General features: G+C 63.0%; 21 protein-coding genes, 1 tRNA gene and 1 pseudogene. 11 read left to right on the forward strand and 12 right to left on the reverse strand.

Going from position 1 to position 24,224, the window contains the following annotated elements:
- Positions 1–260: 260 nt before the first annotated feature.
- Entirely contained in the window at positions 261–698 is a 438-nt protein-coding gene (locus ACZ9A3_RS15210; RefSeq protein WP_045194916.1) for a hypothetical protein, read from the reverse strand.
- Between the two features lie 109 nt (positions 699–807).
- Here ACZ9A3_RS15210 and ACZ9A3_RS15215 point away from each other — a divergent pair, with 109 nt between their 5' ends.
- Positions 808–1,251 (forward strand): universal stress protein, encoded by a 444-nt coding sequence (locus ACZ9A3_RS15215; protein ID WP_045194918.1) that lies wholly within the window; start codon positions 808–810, stop codon positions 1,249–1,251.
- A gap of 45 nt (positions 1,252–1,296) precedes the next feature.
- Here ACZ9A3_RS15215 and ACZ9A3_RS15220 read toward each other — a convergent pair whose 3' ends face one another.
- Positions 1,297–3,219 carry an ATP-binding cassette domain-containing protein gene (locus ACZ9A3_RS15220; protein ID WP_213603648.1) on the reverse strand — a complete coding sequence of 641 codons (1,923 nt, stop codon included), beginning with the start codon at positions 3,217–3,219 and terminating at the stop codon, positions 1,297–1,299.
- Between the two features lie 221 nt (positions 3,220–3,440).
- On the opposite strand from ACZ9A3_RS15220, the gene ACZ9A3_RS15225 reads away from it, so the two are divergent.
- Positions 3,441–5,369 (forward strand): transglycosylase SLT domain-containing protein, encoded by a 1,929-nt coding sequence (locus ACZ9A3_RS15225; protein ID WP_093380758.1) that lies wholly within the window; start codon positions 3,441–3,443, stop codon positions 5,367–5,369.
- A 58-nt stretch (positions 5,370–5,427) separates the two neighbouring features.
- On the opposite strand, the gene ACZ9A3_RS15230 is transcribed toward ACZ9A3_RS15225, so the two are convergent.
- Both ACZ9A3_RS15230 and ACZ9A3_RS15235 read right to left on the reverse strand, forming a co-directional pair.
- Positions 5,428–6,234 (reverse strand): MOSC domain-containing protein, encoded by an 807-nt coding sequence (locus tag ACZ9A3_RS15230; RefSeq protein ID WP_082075398.1) that lies wholly within the window; start codon positions 6,232–6,234, stop codon positions 5,428–5,430.
- 40 nt (positions 6,235–6,274) lie between these two features.
- Entirely contained in the window at positions 6,275–7,210 is a 936-nt protein-coding gene (locus ACZ9A3_RS15235) for a chemotaxis protein CheV (RefSeq protein ID WP_038994319.1), read from the reverse strand.
- A 347-nt stretch (positions 7,211–7,557) separates the two neighbouring features.
- Between ACZ9A3_RS15235 and ACZ9A3_RS15240 the strand changes: the two genes are divergently transcribed.
- The 3 genes from ACZ9A3_RS15240 to ACZ9A3_RS15250 all read left to right on the forward strand — a co-directional run bounded on the left by ACZ9A3_RS15240 (position 7,558) and on the right by ACZ9A3_RS15250 (position 10,066).
- Positions 7,558–8,082, forward strand: a complete 525-nt coding sequence (locus ACZ9A3_RS15240; protein ID WP_082075399.1) for a histidine kinase — start codon at positions 7,558–7,560, stop codon at positions 8,080–8,082.
- Positions 8,083–8,570: 488 nt separating this feature from the next.
- Positions 8,571–9,410 carry a sensor histidine kinase gene (locus ACZ9A3_RS15245; RefSeq protein ID WP_371128641.1) on the forward strand — a complete coding sequence of 280 codons (840 nt, stop codon included), beginning with the start codon at positions 8,571–8,573 and terminating at the stop codon, positions 9,408–9,410.
- The gene (locus ACZ9A3_RS15250; protein ID WP_045194934.1) at positions 9,407–10,066 is read left to right on the forward strand and encodes a response regulator; all 660 of its coding nucleotides are present in this window, start codon (positions 9,407–9,409) and stop codon (positions 10,064–10,066) included. The genes ACZ9A3_RS15245 and ACZ9A3_RS15250 overlap by 4 nt, the downstream gene beginning before the upstream one ends.
- Here the strand turns inward: ACZ9A3_RS15250 and yegS are convergent.
- Positions 10,050–10,949, reverse strand: coding sequence for a lipid kinase YegS (gene yegS, locus ACZ9A3_RS15255; protein WP_258594356.1), 900 nt, complete (start codon positions 10,947–10,949; stop codon positions 10,050–10,052). The genes ACZ9A3_RS15250 and yegS overlap by 17 nt on opposite strands.
- A 280-nt stretch (positions 10,950–11,229) precedes the next feature.
- Here yegS and ACZ9A3_RS15260 point away from each other — a divergent pair, with 280 nt between their 5' ends.
- Both ACZ9A3_RS15260 and ACZ9A3_RS15265 read left to right on the forward strand, forming a co-directional pair.
- On the forward strand, positions 11,230–12,684 hold the full coding sequence (locus tag ACZ9A3_RS15260; RefSeq protein ID WP_258594358.1) for a mannose-1-phosphate guanylyltransferase/mannose-6-phosphate isomerase: 1,455 nt from the start codon (positions 11,230–11,232) through the stop codon (positions 12,682–12,684).
- Between the two features lie 64 nt (positions 12,685–12,748).
- The gene (locus ACZ9A3_RS15265; protein WP_258607565.1) at positions 12,749–13,996 is read left to right on the forward strand and encodes a glycosyltransferase family 4 protein; all 1,248 of its coding nucleotides are present in this window, start codon (positions 12,749–12,751) and stop codon (positions 13,994–13,996) included.
- On the opposite strand, the gene ACZ9A3_RS15270 is transcribed toward ACZ9A3_RS15265, so the two are convergent.
- Together ACZ9A3_RS15270 and moaB are read right to left on the reverse strand one after the other, a co-directional pair.
- Positions 13,985–15,187, reverse strand: a complete 1,203-nt coding sequence (locus ACZ9A3_RS15270; RefSeq protein ID WP_093380744.1) for a molybdopterin molybdotransferase MoeA — start codon at positions 15,185–15,187, stop codon at positions 13,985–13,987. The genes ACZ9A3_RS15265 and ACZ9A3_RS15270 overlap by 12 nt on opposite strands.
- Positions 15,188–15,194: 7 nt before the next feature.
- Complete coding sequence (moaB, locus tag ACZ9A3_RS15275) at positions 15,195–15,734, reverse strand: molybdenum cofactor biosynthesis protein B (protein WP_217975436.1); 540 nt, start codon at positions 15,732–15,734, stop codon at positions 15,195–15,197.
- 197 nt (positions 15,735–15,931) lie between these two features.
- Here moaB and ACZ9A3_RS15280 point away from each other — a divergent pair, with 197 nt between their 5' ends.
- From ACZ9A3_RS15280 to ACZ9A3_RS15290, 3 genes are all read left to right on the forward strand, one after another.
- On the forward strand, positions 15,932–16,153 hold the full coding sequence (locus ACZ9A3_RS15280; protein ID WP_010223359.1) for a YgdI/YgdR family lipoprotein: 222 nt from the start codon (positions 15,932–15,934) through the stop codon (positions 16,151–16,153).
- Between the two features lie 63 nt (positions 16,154–16,216).
- Positions 16,217–16,293: transfer RNA gene (locus ACZ9A3_RS15285), tRNA-Pro, on the forward strand.
- Positions 16,294–16,425: 132 nt separating this feature from the next.
- Positions 16,426–16,800 (forward strand): bacteriocin, encoded by a 375-nt coding sequence (locus ACZ9A3_RS15290; RefSeq protein ID WP_038994310.1) that lies wholly within the window; start codon positions 16,426–16,428, stop codon positions 16,798–16,800.
- Positions 16,801–16,891: 91 nt separating this feature from the next.
- Here ACZ9A3_RS15290 and mqo read toward each other — a convergent pair whose 3' ends face one another.
- The 4 genes and pseudogenes from mqo to ACZ9A3_RS15310 all read right to left on the reverse strand — a co-directional run bounded on the left by mqo (position 16,892) and on the right by ACZ9A3_RS15310 (position 22,462).
- The gene (mqo, locus tag ACZ9A3_RS15295) at positions 16,892–18,490 is read right to left on the reverse strand and encodes a malate dehydrogenase (quinone) (protein WP_045194946.1); all 1,599 of its coding nucleotides are present in this window, start codon (positions 18,488–18,490) and stop codon (positions 16,892–16,894) included.
- A gap of 375 nt (positions 18,491–18,865) precedes the next feature.
- Positions 18,866–19,633: a methyl-accepting chemotaxis protein gene (locus tag ACZ9A3_RS15300; protein WP_408980599.1), complete on the reverse strand. Its 768-nt coding sequence runs from the start codon at positions 19,631–19,633 to the stop codon at positions 18,866–18,868.
- A 165-nt stretch (positions 19,634–19,798) separates the two neighbouring features.
- Positions 19,799–20,482, reverse strand: a pseudogene (locus ACZ9A3_RS15305) (methyl-accepting chemotaxis protein); the annotation flags it as partial.
- Between the two features lie 210 nt (positions 20,483–20,692).
- Positions 20,693–22,462 (reverse strand): ABC transporter transmembrane domain-containing protein, encoded by a 1,770-nt coding sequence (locus ACZ9A3_RS15310; protein ID WP_476252879.1) that lies wholly within the window; start codon positions 22,460–22,462, stop codon positions 20,693–20,695.
- Between the two features lie 277 nt (positions 22,463–22,739).
- On the opposite strand from ACZ9A3_RS15310, the gene ACZ9A3_RS15315 reads away from it, so the two are divergent.
- A complete protein-coding gene (locus ACZ9A3_RS15315) occupies positions 22,740–22,916 on the forward strand; it encodes a PA1571 family protein (RefSeq protein WP_176794234.1) in 177 nt (58 codons plus the stop codon).
- Positions 22,917–22,969: 53 nt separating this feature from the next.
- Here the strand turns inward: ACZ9A3_RS15315 and pdxB are convergent, their stop codons facing one another.
- Positions 22,970–24,112: a 4-phosphoerythronate dehydrogenase PdxB gene (pdxB, locus tag ACZ9A3_RS15320; protein WP_476252880.1), complete on the reverse strand. Its 1,143-nt coding sequence runs from the start codon at positions 24,110–24,112 to the stop codon at positions 22,970–22,972.
- Between the last annotated feature and the right edge of the window lie 112 nt (positions 24,113–24,224).

Raw genomic sequence — 24,224 nt, forward strand, 5'->3', positions numbered from 1 at the left:
TACCCAAAAGCAGCGGCAAAACGCGACTTTCCGGTCATTTTCTGCTGAGCGCGGGTAAACCGCCGTGGCGGTGATGCTGAGCCATTCACTGGCGCGATAGTGTTCAACGGCTTACACGCCGTTACTATTGATCAACACGGAAAAAGTTGGGATTTGCAGCAGATAGCCGCGAGATGGCTACACTGGGAGAGATTGAACCTTAAGCCGGCCTGCCTGGCCTGTCCGCCCGATCTGTGAATCGGGCTTTTTATTGATGATGATCAGGCCAGCGCCTTGAGGACCTCGGCAATATCCTGCAATACAGCCGTTTCACCGCGCTCCCCCCAGTACAGGGCAACCATCTGCGGACCCGCCTCGACCTTGTAGACGCTTTCTGGCAAGCGTGCCAATTGACCGGCATGCACGGCATCGGTGCACGGCTCGCGCCACTGGTTGAGCCATACCCCAGGGGTGGTCTGCCAATAGCTCCAGCTGTCGCTGCGGCCCGGGCGCCGCGGTCGCAGGTACTGGGCACAGGGGCTTGGCGGCTCTTTGGGCAGCCAGTGTGGCCACTCCTGGGGCGCCAGTTGCATGGCCAGGCCCATGCGCCGGGCTTCCATGCGCAAGGCCATCTGGCCGCTCTGCTTGCGTGAAGGACGCAACCAGGCCAAAGGGCTGAGAATCAGCGCAAGGATTGACACCACTACCCAGACCGTCATATCTGTTGTTCCCATAAAGCTTTGCAAATGAGCTGGTTAGCCGTGGTTCGAAGCGATCAGCCTGAAACCGACCATACTTTAACTATCGCGACTGTCAGGAGAGCTTCTCATGCCCTACGAACACATACTGGTTGCCGTCGACCTGACCGAAGAATGCGACCCGGTCATCAAGCGCGCCATGAAGCTGGCTGAACCTACCCGCGCCAAGGTTTCCCTGGTGCATATCGTCGAACCCATGGCCATGGCCTTTGGCGGCGACGTGCCGATGGACCTGTCGCAGCTGCAACAGCAGCAGTTCGACCAGGCCAAGGAGCGCATGGAGCGCCTGTACAACAAGTACCCCGACATCAACCGCGGCGATTCGCACCTGACCTACGGCCAGCCGCGCCAAGAAATCCACCAGTTGGCCAAGGAGCAGAAATGCGACCTGATCGTGGTCGGCAGCCATGGCCGCCACGGCCTGGCCCTGCTGCTGGGCTCGACCGCCAATGACGTGCTGCATGGCGCACCGTGCGATGTGCTGGCGGTACGCCTGCAGAAAAAAGCCGAGTAAACCTCTGGCGGACCCGGCGCACTTTCAAGCGCCGGGCCCTGCCCCTCAGCTGTCGAGCTCAGCCCAGCGCTCGACCAGCACGTCCAGTTCGCCCTGCATCTTCTCCAGGCTTGCCAGTACGGCGCTGGTCTGCTCGATCGGGCGCTGGTAGAAGGCCGGGGCAGCAATTTCTTCCTGCACCGCAGCCATCTTCTGCTCCAGTGCGTCGATCTGGCCCGGCAGGGCTTCGAGCTCGCGCTGCAGCTTGTAGCTGAGCTTTTTCTTCGGCGCGTCAACCGCTGCTGGTGCTGCTACCGACGCAGGTGCCACGGCCTCGACCACTGCCGTGTTGAGCTCGGACTTGCCCGACTTGCTTTCGGTGACGCCGAGCAGCTTCGGCGAACCGCCCTGGCGGATCCAGTCCTGGTAGCCACCGACGTATTCGCGCACCTTGCCCTCGCCTTCGAACACCAGGGTGCTGGTGACCACGTTATCGAGGAAGGCCCGGTCGTGGCTGACCATCAGCACGGTGCCCTTGAACGCCGACAGCACTTCTTCGAGCAGCTCGAGGGTCTCGACGTCGAGGTCGTTGGTCGGTTCGTCGAGCACCAGCAGGTTGGCCGGCTTGCTGAACAGTTTGGCCAGCAGCAGGCGCGCACGCTCACCACCGGACAAGGCCTTGACCGGCGTGCGGGCACGCTGCGGGCTGAACAGGAAGTCGCCCAGGTAGCTCAGCACGTGACGGCTCTGGCCGTCGATGTCGATGAAATCGCGACCTTCGGCGAGGTTGTCGATCACGGTCTTTTCCAGGTCCAGCTGATGGCGCAGCTGGTCGAAATAGGCCACTTCCAGACGGGTGCCGGACTCGACCTTGCCGCTGGTGGGCTCAAGATCGCCGAGCATCAGCTTGAGCAGCGTAGTCTTGCCGGTGCCGTTGGCGCCGAGCAGGCCGATGCGGTCTTCGCGCTGCAGGACCATGGAGAAGTCCTTGACCAGCTGCGGGCCGTTGGGGTGGCTGAAGCTGACATTTTCCAGGACCATCACCTGCTTGCCGGATTTCTCCGCGACATCAAGCATGATGTTGGCCTTGCCCTGGCGCTCGCGGCGTTCGCTGCGCTCAACACGCAGGGCCTTGAGGGCGCGTACGCGACCTTCGTTGCGGGTACGCCGGGCCTTGATGCCCTGGCGGATCCACACTTCTTCCTGGGCCAGCTTCTTGTCGAACAGGGCGTTGGCGGTTTCTTCGGCCGCCAGCGCCGCCTCCTTGTGCACCAGGAAGCTTGCGTAGTCGCCGTTCCAGTCGATCAGGCCGCCGCGGTCCAGCTCGAGGATGCGCGTGGCCAGGTTCTGCAGGAAGGAACGGTCGTGGGTGATGAACAGCACGGCGCCGCCGAAACCACTGAGGGCATCTTCAAGCCAGGCAATGGCGCCGATGTCCAGGTGGTTGGTCGGTTCGTCGAGCAGCAGCAGGTCAGGCTCGGACACCAGCGCCTGGGCCAGCAGCACGCGGCGGCGCCAGCCACCGGAGAGCTCGGCCAGGGTCTTGTCGGCCGGCAATTGCAGGCGGCTCAGGGTGCTGTCAACCAGTTGCTGCAGGCGCCAGCCATCGCGCGACTCAAGGTCGTGCTGGACATGCATGAGCTTTTCCAGGTCGGCATCGCTATGGATGTTCTGGCTCAGGTGGTGGTATTCGGCCAGCAAGGCGCCGACGCCATCGAGACCTTCGGCTACCACGTCGAACACGGTACGGCCGTCAGCCACCGGCAACTCTTGCGGCAGCTCGCCGATCTTCAGGCCCGGGGCACGCCAGACGTCGCCTTCATCAGGCTTCTGATCGCCCTTGACCAGGCGCAGCATGCTCGACTTGCCAGTGCCGTTGCGGCCGATGATGCACACCCGCTCACCACGGGCGATCTGCCAGGACACCTTGTCCAACAACGGCGTGGCGCCGAACGCAAGGGACACATCGCTTAATTTGAGCAGGGTCATGATCTTCTCCAAAAACCGGGCGCGCATTCTACCCGACTTGGGCCGGCTTCACATTAAGCAGCGCGTCCTACTGTACCTTCCGACGACGGGCCGCTTCTTTACAACCAGATACAAGCACAATGCTTTCATCCGCCTGTTGCAACCGGCTAAGCTAAGGCAATGCAACTCCAACAGTGCTGGCTTCGCCGTCACTTTTCATGGTCAAACTGCCCGGAAGTCTCATGCGCAGCCGCCTGTTCTGCCTCGTATCCAGCCTGCTTCTCACTGCCTCGGCAGTGGGTGTCGCCCAGGCCACCGACATCACCCAGCAACGTCAATACTACGATGAAGCCAAACGCGCCCTGGCCAAGGGCGACAAGGGCCCGTACCTGCGTTACGCCGATGCCCTGCGCGATTATCCGTTGACGCCTTACCTGGCCTACGACGAACTCACCGCCCGGCTTAAAACTGCCAGCAACGACGAAATCGAGAAATTCCTCGCCGCCCACGGCGACCTGCCCCAGGCTAACTGGATGAAGCTGCGCTGGTTGCGCTGGCTGGCCGAGCGCGGCGACTGGGCGACCTTCACCAAGTACTACGATCCAAAGCTCAATTTCACCGAGCTGGACTGCCTCAACGGCCAGTACCAGCTCAGCCACGGCCTGCGCGCCGAAGGCTTCGCCAGCGCCGAGAAACTCTGGCTGGTCGGCAAGTCGCAACCGGCTGCCTGCGATGCCCTGTTCGAACGCTGGGCCGCCGAAGGCCAGTTGACCGAGCAAAAACGCTGGGAGCGCGCCAAGCTGGCGGCCCAAACCCGCAACTATGCGCTAGCCAACACCCTGGTCAAGAGCCTCAACACCCTGGCGCCGCAGGGCCGCCTGCTGATCGACGTGGCGCAAAAGCCCGAGTTGCTCAACCAGCCCGGGCGCTTCACTCCGGTCAACGAGGCGATGTCCGACGTGGTCAGCCTCGGCCTGCGCCGCCTGGCCCGCCAGGACCCGGAGCGGGCCATGAGCCTGCTCGACGACTACGCCAACCGCATGCATTTCTCCCGCGACGAAAAGGTCGCCATCGCCCGCGAAATCGGCCTGACCCTGGCCCGCCGCTACGACCCGCGGGCGCTGGATCTGATGACCCGCTACGACCCGGAGCTGCGTGACAACACCGTCACCGAATGGCGCCTGCGCCTGCTGCTGCGCCTGGGCCGCTGGGAAGATGCCTACGAGCTGACCAAGCGCCTGCCCCAGGACCTGGCCAGCAGCAACCGCTGGCGCTACTGGCAGGCGCGCAGCCTGGAGCTGGCGCAGCCGAAGAACCCGCAGATCCCGCTGCTGTACAAAACCGTGGCCCGTGAGCGCGACTTCTACGGCTTCCTCGCCGCCGACCGCGCGCAAACCCCCTACCAGTTGAACAACAAGCCGCTGGTACTCAGCCAGCAGCTCATCAACAAGGTACGCAACACTCCCGGGGTCAAACGTGCACTGGAGTTCCACGCCCGGGGGCAGATCGTCGACGGTCGCCGCGAGTGGTATCACGTCAGCCGGCACTTCAACCGTGACGAGATGGTCGCCCAGGCCAAGCTGGCCTATGACATGCGCTGGTACTTCCCGGCCATTCGCACCATCAGCCAGGCCAAGTACTGGGACGACCTGGACATCCGCTTCCCGATGGCCCACCGCGACACCCTGGTGCGCGAGGCCAAGGTGCGCGGCCTGCATTCGAGCTGGGTGTTTGCCATCACCCGCCAGGAAAGCGCGTTCATGGACGATGCCCGCTCAAGCGTTGGCGCCAGTGGCCTGATGCAACTGATGCCGGCCACCGCCAAAGAGACCGCGCGCAAGTTCAGCATCCCGCTGGCCTCGCCGGCGCAGGTGTTCAACCCGGACAAGAACATCCAGCTCGGCGCTGCCTACCTGAGCCAGGTGCACAGCCAGTTCAACGGCAACCGCGTGCTCGCCTCGGCCGCCTACAACGCCGGGCCAGGCCGGGTACGCCAGTGGCTGCGTGGCGCCGACCACCTGAGCTTTGACGTTTGGGTCGAGTCGATCCCGTTCGACGAGACACGCCAGTACGTGCAGAACGTGCTGTCGTATTCGGTGATCTACGGGCAAAAGCTCAATTCGCCGCAGCCGCTGGTGGACTGGCATGAGCGGTATTTTGACGATCAGTGATTGATGCCATCGCGGGGCAACGCCTCGACTTGCCCCGCGATAGAAGTCCACAGCCGAACTACTCCAGCACCGTCACTGCCATCCCCACCTCAAGCCTTCCTACCCCATCGGCCACCAGGTTCTGGCCAAACAGCACATCGCCTTCCTTCTGCCGGTAGGTTTGCAAGGTCGCCAGTGGTTCACGGTCCGGGCTGCGTTCGCCGGTCTGCGGGTCGATGGTGGTCATGATGCAGCGCTCGCAGGGCTTGAGCACCCGGAATTCGACCTCGCCGATACGGATGCGCTTCCAGCCATCCTCGGCAAAGGCAGCACTGCCCTCCACCACCAGGTTGGGACGAAAGCGCAGCATCTGCAGCGGCCGCCCGACCTTCGCTACCAGGTCATCCAGCGATGCCTGGCCAATCAGCAGCAAGGGAAAACCATCGGCGAACGCCACACGGTCGCTGTTCAGGCCATACCCACTGGGCAGGAAGCGTGCACGTTGATCGGGCACGTAAACCAGGCGCACGTCCTTGCCGATGAATGCACTAAGCCACTGCGCGGCCGCATCGCCGGCATCGGGTACGCGAAAGGTGTCGCGCCAGATAGTGATACCGCGCAGGTCGTTTTCGGGCTCGGGTACGGCCACGTGCAGCGTGGGATGGCCCGGCGCCTCAAGGGTGAGGCTGCCATCGGCGTTGTGCAGCGCGGCCAGCTGGGTCATCTGCGGGTACATGCGCTGGGTCAGGAAGCGCCCGTTGGCGCGCTCCACGAGCAGCCAGCGGCGGTCCCCGCTCAACCCCAGAAGGTCCAGCGAGGAAGTCTGCAGCGCCTCACCGCGCGCTGATTTGAGCGGGTATCGGTACAACGCACTGAGGCGCATCATGACCTGCCTTGTGTCGGATAAAGCCCTAGCTTATACCGACTCAGGCCGTGGCTTCATCCAGCATCAGCCGCTGGCGCACGACATCGACCAGCTTGTCGGGCTGGAACTTGGAAAGGAAGTTGTCGCAGCCGACCTTCTTCACCATCGATTCGTTGAAGCTGCCCGACAGCGACGTGTGCAGCACCACGTACAACGAACGCAGGCGCGGGTCGTTGCGAATTTCAGTGGTCAGGCGGTAGCCGTCCATTTCCGGCATTTCGGCATCGGTGAAAACCATCAGCAGTTTCTCGCAAACATCCTCGCCGGCATCGGCCCAGCCCTTGAGCATGCGCAGCGCCTTGAGGCCATCGCTGGCCACATGCATTTTCACTCCCAGTTGCGACAAGGTGTCGCGCAACTGCGCCAGGGCCACGGTAGAGTCGTCGACCAGCAGTACTTCGCGGCCGCGGGCACGGGCCAGCACCGGGTCTTCGAGTTTGTCGCGCGAGACCTTGGCGCTGTACGGGACGATTTCCGCCAGAACCTTCTCGACGTCGATGATTTCCACCAGTTGCTCGTCGACCTTGCTGATCGCCGTCAGGTAGTGCTGGCGACCGGCGCTGGTCGGCGGCGGCATGATGGCTTCCCAGTTCATGTTGACGATACGGTCGACGCCGCCGACCAGGAAGGCCTGCACCGAGCGGTTGTATTCGGTGACGATGATGGTGCTGCCCGGGCCGGGCTCCAGCGGGCGCATGCCGATGGCCTGGGACAGGTCGATCACCGGCAGGGTCTGGCCGCGCAGGTTGACCACGCCGCAGACGTACGCATGGCGTTGCGGCATCAGGGTCAGCTTGGGCATCTGCAGCACTTCCTGGACCTTGAACACGTTGATCGCGAACAGTTGCCGGCCAGCCAGGCGGAACATCAGGATTTCCAGGCGGTTCTCGCCCACCAGCTGCGTTCTTTGGTCTACCGTGTCGAGAATGCCAGCCATCGAAGAGCCCCCAAGGTGTGTCGAAAATGATCCCAATGGCCCTGTATCGGCCGTTTGCCGCAGAGCTTGACCCTGTGAAGAAAATGCTCCGCAGCCCATTGATGTCATTTTACCATCATGCTTTACTGCGCTCACCTCTCCGCTGTCGCAAACACCCGCAAAGGGTCGTATCGAAAACACCGCATCAGGGAATCCCCTAGTGACAATCGGGTGAGACCTGATGTTCGCAATATCCATTAGCCATTAATGTGACGCCATTCTCATTGCATGAACGGAGTCAGGCTTTTGTCAGCGATCGCCTCATGGTGGCCAGCCCCTGCTCCAGCCTTACGCGCTGGAGCCAAATGATGGCTAACGACGCACTGCACAACAGCGCCCTGCAGGATTTCCTGATCGACGCCCAGGTGCTGCTGACCAAGGCAGAGGAATGCCTGCTGCACCTGCAACTGATCGACAACGATCCGGATGCCTGTCACTGCCTCAACGATACCCTGGCCACCCTGGTAGAACGCGCACAGGCCCTTGGCCTGGTCGAGGTCGCAAGCTACAGCCAACATCTGCAGGCACTGCTGGAACCCGCACAGGCGCAACCGGCATTGCAAGGTGAAGCCCTGCAAGCCCTGGAAAGCTGCCTGACCCTGCTGGCCTGGCAGCTGGAATTGATCGATCCGCACACCGGCCGCCTGAGCCTGGATACCGAGGAACAGGTGCAGTTGCTCGACACCCTGGCCACCGCCCTGAGCCCGCAGGAGGCTCTGGCCTGCGACTCTTGCATCGAAACCCGGCACACTTGCGAACACCCCGCCCCTTCAATGGCTGCGCCCACCAGCGCGAACGCCACTGCACTTTCTTCGCCAACCAGGGGCAACTAAGGGACATAACAATACTGCCCCGGCGAGATTAACCAAGCCTGTGACGAGTGCACACTAAGACCCAACTTAGTGTATTTCCAGGTCTCTCTAATTATCTGCAACAAACATTTCGTTTAATTGATTTCGGGCAAAATCCCAGCCCCGCAAACTGATGGCAAAATGCTAGATTCGAAGACAATCGGAACCGTCGTACCAGCCCGTAAAATCTGGCTATTCAGTCAGTTATCAGAGTTCGCGACCAATTGTATTTGAAGTGATACCATGCGCGCTGATGGACACATGCACCTTACCCGGATCTCCCCAGACACCGCGTGCAGACTTTCATCGCGGTTACCCCGGCGCCGGCATTTAAACGTTATTGAAGGCAATTCGACAAACGCCTCTAGTTCGACCTTTGCAAGGCTTTCAACAGCGATATTTCAGTGGCTTCAATTTCTATGTTCTCAAGCCTCAAGACACTCAAGCGCTGGCACCCCGGAGCCTCTCTGTTGCGCTGGGCAACCGCCCTGCTGTGCCTGGCTTCGGTTGCCGTCAACCTGGCCTTGTACCTGCTTGAGCAACCACTGCCAGGCATCGCCCTGGCCCTGCAACTGGTTGCCCTGTCGAGCATTGCCTGGCAACTGCGTCAGTGGGCGCGCTCGATTGCCCTGCGCCCGGCGGAACTGGCCGACCGCCTGCTCAAAGTGCAGGAAAGCGAACGCCAGCGCCTGAGCCGCGAACTGCACGACGATATCGGCCAGTTGCTGACCGCCGCCAAACTCCAGGCCGACTGGCTCGCGCGCCGCGCTCCGAGCGAGCTGCAGGAGCACTGCAAAACCTTGCGCAGCACCCTGGACGACACCCTGGCCAGCGTGCGCGATGTTTCGGCCATCCTCAACCCAAGACAACTGTCCAGCCTGGGCCTGGAAGCCAGCCTGCGCGCGCACCTGCTGCGCGCCCTGGAAAACACCGAGGTGCACTGGAGCCTGGAATGCCGCCAGCGCCTGGGCGGCCTCCCGGAAGATATGGCCATCGCCGCCTTTCGCATTACCCAAGAGGCGGTGACCAACATCCTGCGTCACGCCAAGGCAAAGAACCTGGTGGTGCGCATTCAGCGCCAGCCCGAAGGCCTGGCGTTGTCGATCAGCGATGACGGCCTGGGCTTTTCGCCGGCCAGCAGCCCAGCCGATGAAGGCCAGCGCGGCATGGCCGGAATGCTCGAGCGCGTCGGCCTGCTCAATGGCACACTGTCGGTCAACAGCCAGCCCGGCCTGGGCACCCAGATCGACGCCCTGTTCCCCTGGCCTGCGCGCACCCTCGAACGCGCCAAGACAAGTAACGTCCCATGACCTGTACATTGCTGTTGGTCGATGACCATTCACTGATTCGCGCAGGTGTGCGCGCGCTGGTGTCCGACATTCCCGGCTATGCCGTGATCGGCGAAGCCAACGACGGCAGCCAGGTGCCGGAACTGGTCATGCAACTGGACCCGGACATTGTCCTGCTGGATATCTCCATGCGCTGCACCAGTGGCCTGGATGCCCTGACCCGCCTGCGCGCCCTGGGCTGTCGCAGCAAGGTACTGATCCTCTCCATGCACACCGACCCGGAGCTGATCATGCAGGCCCTGGAAAGCGGCGCCCATGGCTACCTGCTCAAAGACACCACCGCCACCGAGCTTGAGCAGGCCCTGGCAGCACTGCGCGGCAACGAGCGCTACCTGAGCCCGGCGATTGCCCACACGGTAATCAACCAGGCCCTGCTGCGCGCCCAGTCGGGCAAGCCGGAGACAGCGGAAAAGCACAACCTCACCGCCCGCCAACTGGAAATCCTGCGCCTGATCGTACGCGGCAAGTCGACCCGGGAAATCGCCCAGGGCCTGGGCTTGAGCATCAAGACCGTGGAAACCCACCGCTCGCAAATCATGAAACGCCTGCAGATCTACGACGTTGCTGGCCTGGTGCTGTTTGCCGTGCGCGAGCAAATCATCAGCCTCGACGACTGAGCAGCGGCGAGTCGACCGGCAGGTGCACGCGCAAGGCCGCGGGCAGCACTTCAAAACGCAGGTTGTCGCCCTGCAGGGGCTCACCATCGAGGTTGATGTCCAGGCCTTGCGAGCTTCTGATCTCGACCCATGGCAAGCGCGCACGGACAAACATGCTGTCCAGCCCCAGGCCATCGCTGAGCAGGCCGCGCAAGGTGCCGACCACTTCCTGGGGTGCCGGCAGGATGCTGATGTCGAGCAAACCATCATCAACCTGCGCCTGGGGGCACAGCGCATGCCCGCCGCCGGCCTGCCGCCCGTTGCCGATGCCCAGCGCCAGCAACTCGCCCTGCCACTGGAAATCCGGGCCGTGCAGCGCCACCGAGGCTGCGCGCAGCTCACTAAAACGCGACAGGCCGGTGAACAGGTAGGCCGCCGCACCCAATACCTTTTTCAGGTCTTCGGAGGTGTTGGCGGTAACCTGGCTGCCGAAACCACCGGTGGCCATGTTCAGGAATACCTGCCCACCCACCTCGCCCAGGTCAATGGCCCGGGCCGGTACTTCCAGCAGCATCAGCGCCTGCGCCGGCTCCAGCGGCACGCCGGCAGCCTTGGCAAAATCGTTGGCGGTGCCCAGCGCCAGCAACACCAGGCTGGCGTCAGCGTCGGCACGCACCATGGCCTCGGCGACATCGCGCAGGGTGCCATCGCCACCCGCAGCCACCAAGTGCGGGTAGCCGGCGGCCAGCGCTTCTTCGACCAGGCGCTGGGCGTCGCCCCCCTCCCAGGTCAGGCGCACGTCCAACTGCCAGCCGCGCTCTCGCATGCCGGTCACCGCAGCACGCACCTCTTCGTTCATGGCCTGCTTGCCATGCAGGATCATCAATGCCTTTTGCTGCGCCATGTGTGCGTTCCCCGATGAATTGAGCGTCGAGTATCTCGACCGTTTCCGGCGTCCCTTTACTGCATTGCAGGTAACGTTTCAGCAGAGTTTCGCATGCCATTCACACAAATATCATTGAAAGCTTCGTCGCCGAGGGGCATCATTCGACAAATATTTGGCCTTCATGGACGATGCCAGTGGTAAAAGTCATTTTATTGACTCATTGCGCAAAAGCCTGCCAGGTTGCTCTGTTTACTTTTGCTGCACTGCCCAGGCAGTGCCCCTGACTCGAGGCTGTGAGATGAGTGTTCTGATCCCTTGCATCATCGCTGGCGGCGCCGGCACCCGCCTGTGGCCGGTATCGCGCGAAACCATGCCCAAGCCGTTCATGCGCCTGCCCGACGGCCAGAGCCTGCTGCAGAAGACCTTCGCCCGCGCCAGTTGCCTGGCCGATGTCGAACGGATCCTGACGGTGACCAACCGCGAGGTGTTCTTCCGCACCCAGGACGAATTCCGCCAGCTGAACAAGGCCAACCTGGCCCTGGACTACATCCTCGAACCCTTTGGCCGCAATACCGCCGCCGCCATTGCCGCTGCCGCCCTGCACTGCGCCCGGCTGTACGGTGAGGATGCGCAATTGCTGGTGCTGCCAGCCGATCACCTGATCAACGACCTCAGCGCCTTCGACCAGGCCGTCAGCCAGGCCCGCTTGCTGGCTGCCCAGGGCTGGCTGACCACCTTCGGCCTGCTGCCGACCCGTGCTGAAACCGGTTTTGGCTACATCGAAAAAGGCCAGGCCCTGGATGCCCACGGCTTCAGGGTTGCCCGCTTTGTCGAAAAGCCCGACGCCGACACCGCCCAGCAGTACCTCGATGGCGGCCAGCACCTGTGGAATGCCGGGATGTTCTGCATGCGTGTCGACGCCATCCTGCATGAACTGGAACAGCACGCCCCGCAACTGCTGGCGGCGGTCAATCACTGCCTGGCCCTGAGCCCGTGCAAGGAAGGCGCCCGTGAGTGCCAGGTGGAACTGGACCCGGACAGCTTCGCCCTGGTGCCGGACATTTCCATCGACTATGCCGTGATGGAGACCTCGCAACAGGTCGCGGTACTGCCCAGCCAGCTGGGCTGGAGCGATATCGGCAGCTGGGAGGCGGTGCGCGAGCTCAAGGCCGGTGATCATCAAGGCAATCGCTGCACCGGCGAAACCGTGCTGCACGATGTGCACAATTGCTACATTGACTCGCCACGGCGCCTGGTCGGCGCGGTGGGCCTGGACAACCTGATTATCATCGACACCCCCGATGCCCTGCTGATTGCCGATGCCGCGCGCAGCCAGGAGGTCAAGGTGATTGCCCAGCAGCTCAAGCGCCAGGGCCACGACGCGTTCCGCCTGCACCGCACGGTCAACCGCCCGTGGGGCACCTACACGGTGCTCGAGGAAGGCCCGCGGTTCAAGATCAAGCGCATCATGGTCCGCCCCGAGGCTTCGCTGTCGCTGCAGATGCATCATCACCGAAGCGAGCACTGGATCGTGGTCAGCGGCATGGCCTGTGTGACCAATGGTGAAGAGGAATTTCTGCTCGATACCAACGAATCGACCTTCATCAAACCCGGCCGGGTACACCGCCTGACCAACCCCGGGGTGATCGATCTGGTAATGATTGAAGTACAAAGTGGCGAATACCTGGGCGAGGATGACATCGTGCGCTTTACTGATATCTATGGACGCGCCCCGGAGCCAGCCGCAAGCTGATTCCCCCGGCGCGTCCATTTTTATCTGCATGCCGTTACCCGCCTGAACACAGAGGAAAGGGGTCATGCGCGTACTCTGGACACTACCCTACCTGCCCTGGCCCACCACCAGCGGCGGTAAAACACGGCAATACCACCTGCTGCGCAGCCTGGCGCAGCGGGGTCACCGCATCACCCTGCTGGTGCAATCGAAAATCCCGCCCAGCGACGCGGCCCGACAGGCCTTGGAACCTTTGCTCGAACGCCTGATCGTGCTACCCAGGCGCCCCTTCCACAGCCCCCTGAACCTGCTGGCGGCGATCTACCCCAGCTATCCGATGCGCGCCAGCATCAATGGCCTGGCGCCGCACCTGCGCCACTGCTTCGAGCAATTGCTGGAAGAGCCCTGGGATGTCATCCAGATCGAGCACAGCTACAGCTTCCAGCCGTTCGAAAAGGCCCTGCAGGCTCGCGGGCTGCCGTTCGTGCTCAGCGAGCACAACATCGAATCGGTCAATGGCGCCGCTTGCCACGACCGCTTGCCACTGTGGCTGCGACCGTTCAATGCCTTTGATCGCTGGCGTTACCGGCGCTGGGAAAACCGCGTGCTCAGCCAGGCCCATGAAGTGGTAGCGGTCAGCCCAACCGACGCCGAACACATCAGCCAGGCGACCGGCGCTGCGGTGTCGGTGGTGATCAATGGCGTGGATTGCGCGCATTACCAGGATATCCAGCCGTCGCTGTGCAGCCAGCGCCTGCTGTTCGTCGGCAATTTCGAATACGGCGCCAACCTTGAAGCCATCGAATGGGCGCTGGAAGACATTCTGCCGCAAGTCTGGTTGAGCAACCCCGCAGTACGCCTGGCCGTGGTTGGCCACGCCTTGCCGCCCAGCTGGAAACTGCGCTGGAGCGACCCGCGAATCGAATGGATTGGCTACCTGCCTGACCTGCGCGAGCTGCAACGCAACTCGGCGATCTTCTTTGCGCCGCTACGTTATGGCGGCGGCTCGAAGATCAAGATACTGGAAGCCATGGCCGCCGGGCTGCCGGTGGTAACCACAGCCAAAGGCGTGTCAGGCCTGCAGGTGACCCATGGCGAGCACTACCTGGCCAGTGACGACGGCGACCAGCTGGCGTTGATGATTAACCAACTGCTCAATCAGCCCTGGCGCCTGCGCCAGCTGTCGCAAGCGGCGCGGGAGTTTGTCTGCAGCCGCCACGACTGGAGCATCGCCGCTGCCCAGCTGGAAAGCGTACATGCGCGCCCCAGCCTGCGTGCGCCGAGCGGTGCCACCCTGATGGGCGACACCCTGCTCAGCCGTTCAACCAAGTAGCTCGCTCAAGGGAATGAACTGCACGATATCGCCCTTGCCCGGGGTCTGGCCCTCACGGACTTCGACCAGGCCCTCGGCCCAGGCGGCGCTGCGCAGCACGCCCGAGCTCTGGTTCTTGTAGATCAATGCACTGCCCTGCTCCAGTCGCCCGCGCAGGTATTCGCGGCGAGTGCCAGCCTTGGGCCAGTCAAACCCGGCCGGCACCGCGAACTGCAGCGGCGTGACCTCGGTAACACCCTGGCGGCGCAACAGGTAGGGGCGGGTCAGCAGGCCGAAGGTCACCAGGGTCGAAGCCGGGTTACCCGGCAAGCCAATGACCGGCACGCCCTTGTAATGACCGAAGGTCAGCGGCTTGCCCGGCTTGATTGCCAGCTTCCACAGCGACAGTTCGCCCTCTTCACGCAGGGCGATGCCCAGGTAATCGGCCTCGCCCACCGAAACACCGCCAGTGGAAAGAATCAGGTCGACGCCCTGCAGGGCAGCCAGGCAGTTGCGGGTTTTCTCCAGGTCATCGGCCAGAATGCCAGCGTCGATCACTTCACAGCCCAGGCGTTGCAGCCAGCTGCCGAGCAGCCGCCGGTTGCTGTTGTAGATCTGCCCGGGCCCCAGGGGCAAGCCGGGCTCGACCAGTTCGTCGCCGGTCGACAGCACAGCGACCTTGACCCGCCGCACGACGCTCAGCTCGGCGCACCCCAAGGAAGCCGCCAGGCCCAGCTCGATCGGCCCCAGGCGCGTACCCGCGGCCAAAACCGCCTCGCCAGCGCGGGTTTCCTGCCCTTGCGGGCGAATGTTCTGACCGACGCGCAGCGCCTCGGTAAAGCGCACGCGCTGATCGTCCAGGACGTCGGCGTTTTCCTGCATCTCAACGCAATCCGCCCCCACCGGCACCGGCGCCCCGGTAAAGATCCGCGCACAGGTACCCGGCTGCAACGGCTCGGGTGAATGCCCGGCAAATACCCGCTGGCTGACCGTCAAGGGCTCGCCCGTCCAGTCGGCCAGGCGCAGCGCGTAGCCGTCCATGGCGCTGTTGGGCCAGGGCGGCAGGTCGAGGCTCGAGACCAGCTCATGTGCCAGCACGCGGCCCTCGGCGTCGGCCAGGGCGACCTGCTCGGTAGCGGTGATAGGCGCGGCTTCGGCCAGCGCCAGCAGTTTTGCCAGGGCGTCTTCGACCGGCATCAGTTGAGTGTGCATGGGCGCCTCAACCACGGCTTTCGCAGGGCGCGGCCTGCTTGAGGTGGGCGACGAAGTTGCACGGGCGATGACGGGCGTCGAGCTGCTCGGCAAGGATGCCGTCCCAGCCGGTGCGCACGGCGTTGGTCGAGCCCGGCAGGCAGCACACCAGGGTGCCATTGGCCAGCCCGGCCAGGGCCCGGGACTGCACGGTGGAGGTACCGATATCGGCCAGGGAGATATGCCGGAACAGCTCGCCAAAGCCATCGACCTGCTTGTCCAGCAGGCAGGCCACGGCTTCCGGGGTGCTATCGCGCCCGGTAAAGCCGGTACCGCCGGTGATCAGCACCACCTGCACCTGCTCATCGGCGATCCAGGTGGCGACCTGGGCGCGAATCTTGTACAGATCGTCCTTGAGCAGCACCCGCGCCGCCAGAGCGTGGCCGGCCTCGCTCAGGCGGTCGACGAACACCTGGCCGGAGGTGTCGGTTTCCAGGGTGCGGGTATCGCTGACCGTCAGGACGGCAATGTTCAGCGGCACGAAAGGTACATCTGCCTTGGCTTTCATGGGACCTTGAATCCATTGATAGGAACGAATGAGCGGTGTTATATCACAGCCCTGCCTGCCTCGCGCCCGCCAGCGGCCCAGGCATTGTTGCCGGTCAATAATGCTAGATTGCCGCTATGCTGAAATCTGCATGGAACTTGCGCAGGCGCCATGCGTCTCAAGAAACATTACGCACCATCCTTTACTGGAGAAACACAATGATTCAACGGACTCTTCCCGCTTTCCTGCTCGCCCTGGGTCTTGGCACTCTGGCTGGCTGCGCTTCGCCGACCGTCATTACCCTGAACGACGGCCGCGAAATCCAGGCGGTCGATACTCCGCAATACGACGAAGACTCGGGCTTCTACGAATTCGAACAACTGGACGGCAAACGCACCCGCATCAACAAGGACCAGGTCCGTACCGTCAAGGACCTGTGAGCTGATCGACAGGCCGCCTTTGGGGCTTGTCGAGGAGAAGATTTTGAGTAATATTTTCTCCATCGGAGTGTAGCGCAGCCAGGTAGCGCGTCTCGTTCGGGACGAGAAGGCCGCAGGTTCGAATCCTGTCTCTCCGACCACTTTACTCAGCAAAAAGCCCGCCCTCGCGCGGGCTTTTTCGTGCCTGGCAGACGAGCAGCAGTGGCCAGCATTGCGCGGCGGCGACGCTGCCAGCAGAATGCGCGCCTTTTTGAACATTAAGGTTGATTCACATGCGTAAGACTCTTGCCGCCCTGACCCTGGGCCTTTTGTGCGCACAAGGCGCCATGGCCGGTGATGGCCAGACCGCTGTAGGCGGTGGCCTGGGTGGTGTTCTGGGTAACGTGGTCGGGCAGAAGCTTGGCGGCAGCACCGGTGCGGCCATTGGTGCCGGCGTCGGCGGCGCGGCAGGCAGTGCCATGGGCGCGAAAAAAGGCAACAAGACCAAGGCGGCCATTGGTGGCGGCCTGGGTTCGGCCGGTGGCTCGCTGGTCGGCGGCAAGCTCGGTGGCAGCACCGGCTCGGCAATTGGCGCAGGCCTGGGCGGCGCGGCTGGTGGTGCGTTGGGTAACAACCTGGCGGACAGTCATCGCAAGAAACGCCACTGATCCGCAACCGAGTAGCCGGCGATATTTTTGCCAGGCCAGAAACAAACAAGCCCCTGAACAGGGGCTTGTTTGTTTCTGGCAAAGCGAAAGCTTACAGCGCAGGCTCAGCCTGTACCGCAGCTGCTTCTTCCGGCAGCACCGGAACGTACAGCAGGTTCAGACGCGAACTGCTCCACTCACGGGTCTTGTTGGTCAGCTCAAGGTTGTTGTTGAGCTTCTGGCCGTAGGTCGGCACGATTTCCTTCAGCTTGGCCTGCCACTCAGGGGTCTTGATGCGATCCTTGAAGGTCTTTTCCAGCACGCTCAGCATGATCGGCGCAGCGGTCGAAGCACCTGGCGAGGCGCCCAGCAGCGCGGCAATGGTGCCGTCCTGGGCAGCAACGACTTCGGTACCGAACTGCAGGATGCCGCCGTGCTCAGGGTCCTTCTTGATCACCTGGACGCGTTGACCGGCCTGCAGCAGTTTCCAGTCTTCGTTCTTGGCGTTCGGGAAGTACTCGCGCAGGGCCGCCATGCGGTCATCGAAGCTCAGCATCAACTGACCCATCAGGTAGGTGCTCAGGTCGATGTTGTCGATACCGGCGTGGGTCATCGGCATGATGTTGTGGGTGGTCAGCGCAGCGAACATGTCCAGCAGCGAGCCGTTCTTCAGGAACTTGGTCGAGAAGGTGGCGAACGGGCCGAACAGCAGCACTTCCTTGCCGTCGATCACGCGGGTGTCCAGGTGCGGAACCGACATTGGCGGCGCACCAACCGAAGCCTTGCCGTACAGCTTGGCCTTGTGGCGGGCAACGATGTCCTGGTTGTCGGTCATCAGGAACTGGCCACCGACCGGGAAGCCGGCATAGCCGTCAGCTTCAGGGATGCCCGATTTCTGCAGCAGCTTCAGCGCGCCACCACCGGCACCGATGAAGACGAACTTGGCCTTGATGCTGCTCTCGACGCCCTTGTTGGCCAGGTCAGCGACGACCACGGTCCAGGTGTTGTCGGCGTTACGGACGATGTCACGGACTTCGTGCTGGACGTGCAGCTTGACGTTGTCGTGCTTGGTCAGCGAGGCGAACAGCTGGCGGGTGATCTCGCCGAAGTTGACGTCGGTGCCGATCGGCATGCGGGTGGCGGCGATCTTCTGGTCGGCAGCGCGGCCTTCCATCACGATCGGTACCCACTTTTTGATCTGCTCGTGGTCTTCGGAGTACTCCATGCCACGGAACAGCGAGCTGTGCTGCAGGGCTTCATGACGTTTCTTGAGGAACTCGACGTTCTTGTCGCCCCAGACGAAGCTCATGTGCGGCACGTTATTGATGAACGAGGTCGGGTTGCTCAGCACTTTCTGCTCGACCTGGTAGGCCCAGAACTGCTTGGAGATCTCGAACTGCTCGTTGACGCCAACGGCCTTGCTGATGTCGATCTTGCCGTCGGCACCTTCGCTGGTGTAGTTCAGCTCGCAGAACGCGGAGTGACCGGTACCGGCGTTGTTCCAGGCGTTGGAGCTTTCTTCGGCGACCTTGTCCAGGCGCTCGTAGATGTCGATCGACCAACCGGGCTCCAGCTCATTGAGGTAGGTACCCAGGCTTGCACTCATGATGCCGCCGCCGATCAGCAGCACGTCTACGGTTTTCTCGGGCTCACTGGGCTTGGAGCAACCGATGACACTCAGGCACAGGAGCGTCAGCAGGATTTTTTTCATAGTTCAATCCAATTGAAGTGAAGTAATTGGCAATGACCGCAGGTCCCGTAGTGCACGCCCGGATTCTTGTTGTTGCTCGCGCAGTCCAAGGCTTAGCGTAGCTGGTGCTCGGGCAATCGGCCCGGACACCCGCGCACTGGATGGCGGCTGGGGTTGTTCGATGGATCGGGAACGGTCGTCACGCCAGACGCGGGGCATGGCCGCCGCTGTCAGGGTGGGTCGCCTTAAAGCAGGAAGCGGGCCAACTTTTACAAGACCAACGGCTAATAGCTAGGACGTGTCGTCGCACCCCCGACTTTAACGGTTTAGCTGGCGACAATCCGCCACATTGCCGGGCCTTTACCGCTGGATGTGGCGGATTTCCCCCGCTTTTGCTCAAGCACTCAAGCGCGCAGTGACTTCCCCCAACTGCCCGGACAAGCCGTGCAAGTGCTGCCCGGCCTGCTCGGTCTGCTGCACCGCCTGCTGGTTGGTGGTGGCAATCCGGGTAATTTCCACCAGGTTGCGCGAGATGTCCTCGGCAACACTGGTCTGTTCCTCCGCCGCCGTGGCGATCTGCCGGTTCATGTCGCGGATAGCCTCGACGGCAACGGTGATGCGCTGCAGCATCTGCCCGGCCTGCTGCACCTGCTCGGCGCCCTCCTCGCTGCGCTGCTGGCCGCTCTCGATGGCTTTTACCGCCGCCACGGCGCCGGACTGCACGGCGCTGATGATCTGGTTGATCTCGGCAATCGACGCGGCCGTACGCTGGGCCAGGCTGCGTACCTCATCGGCGACCACGGCAAAGCCGCGTCCGGCCTCACCGGCCCGTGCCGCCTCGATGGCGGCGTTGAGCGCCAGCAGGTTGGTCTGCTCGGCAATCGCGCGGATCACTTCCAGCACCTTGCCGATGCGGTCGCTGTCGGCTTCCAGATGGCGAATCACCTTGGCGGTGTCGGCAATTTCCTGGTTGACCCCGGCAATGGTGGCAATGGTTGCCTGCATCACCTGCTCGCCGGCCTGGGCGCTGTGGTCGGCTTCATCGGCGGCGCGCGCGGCGTCGGCGGCATGGCGGGCGACTTCCTGGGCGGTCGCCGACATTTCATGCATGGCCGTAGCGACCTGGTCGGTACGCTGGAACTGGTCATCGGTGCCGCGGGCCATGTTGCCGGCAATGCCGCGCAGCTCGCCGCTGGCGCTTTCCAGCTCACCGGCATTGCGCTGCAGGCGGCTGAAGGTGTCGGCAAGAAAGTCGCGCAGAGTATTGGCCGCCACCGCCAGCCGCCCCAGCTCATCCTGGCGATCGCTGGCGACCCGCGCGGCGAAGCGCCCCTGGCTCAACTGCGCGACATAATCGATCAAGCCACGAATCGGCTCGATCAGGCTGCGGTTGACCAGCCACAGACTGAACAGCCCGACCACCAACGCCGAGCCGAACATCACCAGCAGCCCCAGCCAGACCGTACGCTCTGCCGACTGGTTGATGGTCTGAGCACGCGCCTGGGCATCGCTGCGCAACTGGCTGACCAACTCACTCATTTGCTCGCTGGCAGCGCGGTCAACACCTTTGACTGCCTGATCGCCTACAACAGGATCAGCGCCCGCCGCCAGAAACGCCTGACGCCCCTGTGCGTAAGCCTGACCCAACTGTCGGTGGCTGGCCTTGAGTTGCTCGGCACGGCCCTTGAGCGGCTGCTCACTGCGGGCGATCAACTGGTCAAGGATGCCCTGCACCTGCTGCTCACGGGCCAGGAACTGCTGCCAGTACTTGTCTAGCTCGGCGGGCTGCTTGCCGCGCAGCAGCACGTTCTTCCACTCCTGGACCTGGACCTTGAACTGCAGGTTGGCTTCATCGATCAACTGCGACGCCTGCAATGGCCCGTCGATCAGCTGGCCGTAGCCGCGCACGCTGGAGGACAACAACTGAAAGCACACCAGAGCGATCAGCAGGATCGCCGCCAGGCTGCCGCCGAGCAGGGCGAGAATTTGCACTCGGAGGGATTTACGCAACATCGAAAGAAGTCCCGGAACAAGGAATAAGGGAGCGGCGCCACTCGGCGCCAACCAGGCAAAGACGTCCCTGTCCTCGTTCGCTGGCCACTGACGGCAGGCCAAAAAAAAGCTGCCATCGATCGATAGCAGCCAGGTTCGAGCATTACGCAACAGCTGGAACAGATAGTCTCAAGGGATTGCTACAGAAATGTGACAGTCTGTAGGACGCTGTCACATTTCCGTCACGTTATTGAACTGCAACGCCGCCAGCCGCGCATACAAGGGGCTCTGGGCAATCAACTGGCGATGCGTGCCGATGGCCACCAGCCGGCCCTGATCAATCACCGCAATGCGGTCGGCATGCTGCACCGTGGCCAGGCGATGGGCGATCACCAGGGTGGTGCGCCCGCTCATCAGGGTCGGCAGCGCCTGCTGGATCAAATGCTCGCTCTGCGCGTCGAGGGCGCTGGTGGCTTCGTCCAGCAACAGAATCGGTGCATCCACCAGCAAGGCCCGGGCAATCGCCAGGCGCTGGCGTTGACCGCCCGAGAGGCCAAGGCCGGCGTCACCCAAGTGAGTCTGATAGCCCTTGGGCAACTGCAAGATGAACTCATGGGCATGGGCGCTGCGGGCAGCAGCCTCGACCTGTTCGGCCGTGGCATCGGCGCGCCCGTAGCGGATGTTGTCCTCCACCGTGCCAAAGAACAGCGCCGGGTTCTGCGCTACCAGGGCGAAGTGGCGGCGCAGGTCCTGCGGATCGAGGCACCTGATGTCCTGACCATCAAGCAGGATGCGCCCTTGCTGCGGGTCGTAAAAACGCAGTAACAGGTCGAACAGGGTCGACTTGCCCGCCCCCGACGGCCCGACCAGGGCCAGGGTTTCGCCGGGCTCGACGGTAAGCTTCAGGTCATCGATGGCCGGCGGTGTTGGCCGTGATGGATAAGCAAAACGGATGTCCTGCAACTCGACCCGGCCACTGACCCGCGGCGCCGAGCGCTGCAGGTCAGCAGGCGCGACTATCTCGCTGCGCGCTGCCAGCAGCTCGGCAATCCGCTCGCCGGCACCGGCAGCGCGCTGCAGCTCGCCAATCACTTCGCTGAGGGTGCCGAAGGCGCTGCCGACGATCAGGCTGTAGAACACGAAGGCGGCCAGCTCACCGCCGGAAATACGCCCGGCGATCACGTCCATGCCACCGACCCAGAGCATTACCCCGACCGCCCCGAGCACCAGCACGATCACCAGGGTGATCAGCCAGGCGCGCTGGAGGATGCGTTTGCGCGCCACCTCAAAGGCCGCCTCGACCGTGGCGCCGAAGCGCTGCTGGTCGCTGGACTGGTGGTTGTAGGCCTGCACGGTCTTGATCTGGCCGAGGGTCTCGGCCACATAGCTGCCGACGTCGGCGACCCGGTCCTGGCTCTGCCGCGACAGGTTGCGCACCCGGCGGCCGAAAATCAGGATCGGTGCCAGCACCAGCGGCAAGGCCAGCACCACGATGCTGGTGAGCTTGGGGTTGGTGACAAACAGCAGGACGATGCCGCCCAGCACCATCAGCGCGTTGCGCAGGAACAGCGACAGCGACGAGCCGATCACCGATTGCAACAAGGTTGTGTCGGCGGTCAGCCGCGACTGGATCTCCGAACTGCGGTTACTTTCGAAAAAACCCGGGTGCAGGTAGATCAGATGATCGAACACCTGCTGGCGGATATCGGCCACACAGCGTTCGCCAATCCACGACACCAGATAGAAGCGGCTGAAGGTACCGATCGCCAGGGCCATCACCAACAGCAGGAACAGGCCGATGGACTGGTTGAGCAGGTGCGGCGACTGGGTCATGAAGCCCTGGTCCACCAGCAGGCGAATACCCTGACCCATGGACAGGGTAATCGCTGCGGTAACGATGAGTGCCAGCAAGGCCAGCAGCGCCTGCGTGCGGTAAGGACGGATAAAACGCCAGCCCAGGCGCAGGGCCTGGCGCTGGCGTGAAGAAAACTGGTTGAGCATGGAGTACGCCGTTTGTCCGCTATTTACAGCAGCCTACACCGGACCGTTGATCAAGCGCCAAGGAACTGCGGGCAATGATTGGGCGTCGGAACCAGAACCTGGGCATATAAGACCCAGGCCACAGCCGGCTAGACCGTTTCGGTCTAAAGTACTACTGGAGGTTTACTCGGCTTTCTGATGGACTGGACACGTCGCACAGTGATAACCGAAGGAGCTGTCACAGGCCGGTCACGAGGCGATTCTAGTCTGAGCTTGCAACCTGATGAGGAGACAGGAAATGAGCTTGCAACATCAAGGCAACACCCAGGAAAAACCCGCGCCTAACCCGCAGGCATCGGTAGGCGGCACGATCATCGACAAGGATGGCAATGAGATCACCATCACCGAGGAGATGATCCAGCAGGCCTGCGAGAAGCTGGAAAAAAGCCGGGTAGAACTCGCCAAGAAAGACTGACCCACCCGAATTCTTCAACCCGGCGCACGCGCCGGGTTTTTATTGCCCGCTATTTACACCAGCACGCCGCCCAAGGCGCGGACCAGCTGTGCCAGTTGCGGCGCTTCACCGTGCAGGCGCACGGCCAGGCCTTCGATTTCACGGCGCGGTGGGTAGTGCTTGCGCAAGTTGTCGAAGGCGGCCTTCTGCTGCGCCGGGTCGCGGCTCAAGCTGCGGCGAAAATCGGCATCGTCACGGCGAGGGTCATACACCGCACGGCACAGGGTCGCGAGGGCCCAGGCCGGATCGGTCTCGGCCTGCAAGGCGATTTCGGCCAGCCACGGCTGTGGCAGCAGGTCGCTCAGTTGCACCTCAGCAGGTTCGCCACGCCAGGCGCAAAACGCCTGATAGATCTGCGCGGTGCCGCGCTGCTTGCCGTCCAGGCTGTAGCCGGCAATATGCGGGGTGGCGATCACGCAGAGGTCGGCCAGGGCCAGGTCGACCTGGGGCTCGCCCTCCCAGACGTCGAGCACCGCCTGGATATCGTCGCGCTCGCGCAGCAATTGGCGCAGGGCCTGGTTGTCGACCACCGGGCCGCGGCTGGCATTGATCAGCCAGGCGCCGGGGCGCAGGCGGGCCAGTTGCGCCTGGCCCAGCAGGTGCCAGGTCGGCAGCTCGCCGCTACGGGTCAGCGGGGTGTGCAGGCTAATGACGTCGCACTGCTCGATGATCTGCTCCAGGCTCACATAATCGCCACCCTCGCGCGCCTGGCGCGGCGGGTCGCACACCAGCACTTGCCAGCCAAGGTCGCGCAGCACCTCGACCAGACGCCCACCAACTTCCCCGGCGCCGACCACCCCATAGGTGCGCGCAGGCAAGCTGGCGCCGTCGAGCTCGGCCAGGGTCAGCAGGCTGCCGAGCACATAGTCGACCACCCCGCGGGCGTTGCAGCCTGGCGCGCTGGACCAGTGAATACCAGCCTCGGCGAAATAATCCAGGGCCAGGTGATCGGTGCCGATGGTGCAGGTGCCGACAAACTTCACCTGGCTGCCTTCGAGCAAAGTGCGATCGACCTTGGTCACTGAACGCACCAGCAGCACATCGGCATCCTTGACGCAGGCGGCATCGATCGCTCGCCCGGGGTAGCGGCGGATTTCGCCAAAACCGGCAAAGAAGGCATCGAGCAGCGGGATATTCTCGTCAGCAACAATCAGCATGGCGCTCTCCTATCGGGGTGCGCAGTGTAGGCCGATACGGGTGGGGCGATCCACAGGCAGGCGAGGTTCCTGACTGCCGCGTCAAGGCGTAGACTAGCCGGCTTTGCCCATC

This window comes from Pseudomonas sp. TE4620 (genome assembly GCF_056279045.1).